The organism is Atribacter sp., assembly GCF_035418125.1.
In the GTDB taxonomy this organism is placed as follows: Bacteria; Atribacterota; Atribacteria; order Atribacterales; family Atribacteraceae; genus Atribacter; species Atribacter allofermentans.
Map to the genome: position 1 here is coordinate 14,076 of NZ_DAOLQM010000018.1, position 3,373 is coordinate 17,448.

Here is a 3,373-nt window from a genome sequence, read left to right on the forward strand (position 1 = left end):
GAAAAAGGGTTGGCAGCAGCACTGAACCGTGGTACTTATATCAGTGGTGCTCTGGTGATTGTTATCAGTTTGATTGCCTCCCTTTTAATCTTAAAGACAACTGGACCCTTTGTGGCGACGATTGCCGGTTTGATTGCCGGTATTATCATCGGATTAACTTCTCAATACTACACTGCCAGCGATTACAAGCCAGTCAAGGAATTAGCCGAAAACTCTAAAACCGGTCCGGCTACCGTGATCATCAATGGTTTAGCGCTTGGCATGGAAAGCACTCTTCTTCCTACGGTGTTGGTTTGTGCAGCCATTATGGTGGCTTATTGGGCAGCTGGAGTCTATGGTATTGCCATTGCTGGAATTGGTATGCTCTCCATTACTGGTATAATTGTTGCAGTTGATGCTTATGGACCGGTTGCTGATAATGCCGGCGGAATTGCTGAAATGGCTGAGCTGGATCCCAAAGTAAGAAAAATTACCGATTCACTCGATTCACTCGGAAATACCACAGCTGCTATTGGAAAAGGATTTGCGATTGCTTCGGCAGCTTTAACTGCCTTAGGGTTATTTGTAGCCTATTCCCAAACTGTTAAGCTCAGTGTGATTGACATCCTGAATCCCCGAACGGTAGTTGGTCTTTTCATTGGTGGCATGTTGCCCTTCTTGTTCTCGTCGATGTCAATGAAAGCAGTTGGTGCTGCAGCATTTAAAATGGTTGAGGAAGTACGCCGGCAATTCCGAGAAATCAAGGGGTTGATGGAAGGAAAAGCCAAACCCGATTATGCCCGTTGTGTCGACATCAGCACCAAAGGGGCTATTACTCGGATGATCGTTCCTGGGTTGATGGCGGTCTTGGTTCCTCTCTTTGTTGGAATTATCTTGGGGAAAGAAGCCTTAGGTGGTCTTCTAGCCGGTGCCATTGTTACTGGTTTGATGCTGGCGATTATGATGGCGAATGCTGGTGGTGCTTGGGATAATGCCAAAAAATATATTGAAGGTGGTTTCTTGGGTGGCAAGGGAACTTCGGCTCATTCGGCAGCAGTAGTCGGCGATACGGTTGGAGATCCTTTCAAGGACACTGCTGGTCCCTCACTCAATATTTTGATCAAATTAATGACTATTGTAGCATTGGTTTTTGCACCACTCTTTTTAAGGTAAGTGATAAGCTTAGATTTGTTTCGGTATAAACTTAGCTCGGGGTTATGAGAAAAACCCCGAGCTTTCGTAGTTTTTAATTCTGGAAATTCATTTTTTTCTTTCTTTTCTCCTGATGGGTGAGATTAAGGCGAGGGGGAAATTACGTCCTTCTTAAAATAGGCATTGTTAATCAGAGGGGAATCTTGGTTTATAATTAATTAAAAATTATAAGAGGTTTTTCTTTGGCTATTCAAGATCAAACTTTAGAAGAAATTAAAAATCGGATCGATATTGTTGAGCTCATCTCCAGTTATGTAGATTTAAAACCAGCCGGAAAAAATTATCGAGGCCTTTGTCCTTTTCACGATGAAAAAACTCCTTCTTTTACCGTTTCACCGGAAAAGGGAATTTTTCATTGTTTTGGATGTGGCGCTGGGGGGAGTATTTTTAATTTTATCATGAAAGTAGAAAATCTTTCTTTTCAAGATGCGGTGATTCATTTATCTCAAAAAGCAGGCATTGAACTTCCCACCTTAAGGCGGAATATACAGAACAAGGAATATCGACAAAAAGGGAAAATAATACAGTTAAACCAAGTTGTGCAAAAATATTATTATGATTCACTCCTTCATTCTGAAGATCCATTGGCACGAACATCAAGGCAATATCTCTTTCAAAAAAGGGGCATCAAACCGTCGTCAGCTGAACAATTCGGACTTGGTTATTCACCAGCAGATGGAAAGGCAATTATCGAGTATTTGTATCAACAGGGATTTAATGGGAACGATTTTATCCAGGCAGGGATAGGAAATGTCATTAAAAAGGGAGAATTGTATGATCGATTCCGAGGACGAATAACTTTTGCGCTTCACGACAGCAATGGAGAGATTGTAGGCTTTGCTGGAAGAACCCTTCTTGAAAATGAGAATCCTAAATATATCAATAGTTCTGAAAGCCCAGTTTTTTCTAAAGGAAACAATTTATATGGTTTATTTGCCACGAAAAGCGACATACGAAAAACTAAGACGGTCATATTAGTTGAAGGATACATGGATTTCCTATCCCTTTTCGAGAACCAGATAACCAATTGCGTGGCATCGATGGGGACAGCCTTAACGGCTCATCAAGCAACTCTTATCAGGAGGTTCGCTGAAGAGGTTGTTATCTGCTATGATTCAGATAATGCCGGAAGAATGGCAACTTTCCGGGGAATAGATATTTTAACCAAAAAGGGATTATCGGTTAAAATAGCAGTGTTACCATCTCCCTATGATCCTGATACTTACCTTCGCAAGAAAGGAAGAGAAGCGTTTTTAGAAATTCTAGAACAAAAAAAACCAATTTTTGATTATCAATTGGAATTATTGTTGAATGAATATGGTTCTAAATCATTAGAATCACAAATTCATATCATTCGCGGTCTTCTTCCTTCCATCAATGCTATGACTGATTCCATTGAAAGGTCTTTAAAAATACGTTCTTTGGCTCAGTACCTAAAAATTCCTGAATCATTAATCTATAATGTTTTAAAGGGAACTCGGGAGAGCGAGAAAAAAGTAAAACTCTTTAAAACAGCCCAAAAAGATGCTATTCACGGAGCAATAAAGGCCGAAAAAATACTGGTAAAATTTCTTTTAGAAGAGCCAACCGTCAGAAGTATGATTTGTGACCAGGTACCAGCTGAGTATTTTTCTGTTCCAGAACACCGGAGAATATATCAGGCGATTTTAAGTAATTTGGGTGAGGAGTTTTCTCTATCTGACCTGATTAATGTATTTTCTGGAGATGAGTCGATGTCGTCTTGTATTTCAGCTTTGGGTTCTACGGAAACCGAATGTTACGAGATGAATGAAGAGTTAATTCAAAGCCTGATCAAAACTCTAAAAAGAGCGGAATTAAGAAGAGAACGATCAATACTGGCTAGTGAATTAGCTCAGCAAGCCGATTATGAATCCAAACTTTTGATTGGAAAGCGGATAGAAGAAATAGATAAAGAAATACAAGGGTTAAAAACCTGTTCTTGATTTTTTTATTTAAAAGAAGGAGATAAGCGTTCATGCCACGGTTGTGGCACCAGATGAGGATGAAAATAGGTATACGCCGATCAATTTCCCCCTTTAGCAAAGGGGGTTAGGGGAATTTGAATTTTTTACTGCTTCGTCATTGTGAGGAACGGAGTGACGTGGTAATCTCATCCACCCACTCCGTCATTCTGAGGAGCGTATTATGCGACGTGAGAATC

The 3,373-nt window shown here is 40.3% G+C and carries 2 protein-coding genes; both read left to right on the forward strand.

The genetic code is table 11. The features are described from left to right. The coding region (locus PLK24_RS02325) for a sodium-translocating pyrophosphatase (protein WP_324476152.1) at positions 1–1,152 on the forward strand (1,152 nt) is incomplete at its 5' end. A gap of 221 nt (positions 1,153–1,373) precedes the next feature. Next, on the forward strand, positions 1,374–3,155 hold the full coding sequence (dnaG, locus tag PLK24_RS02330) for a DNA primase (protein WP_324476153.1): 1,782 nt from the start codon (positions 1,374–1,376) through the stop codon (positions 3,153–3,155). Positions 3,156–3,373 lie beyond the last annotated feature (218 nt).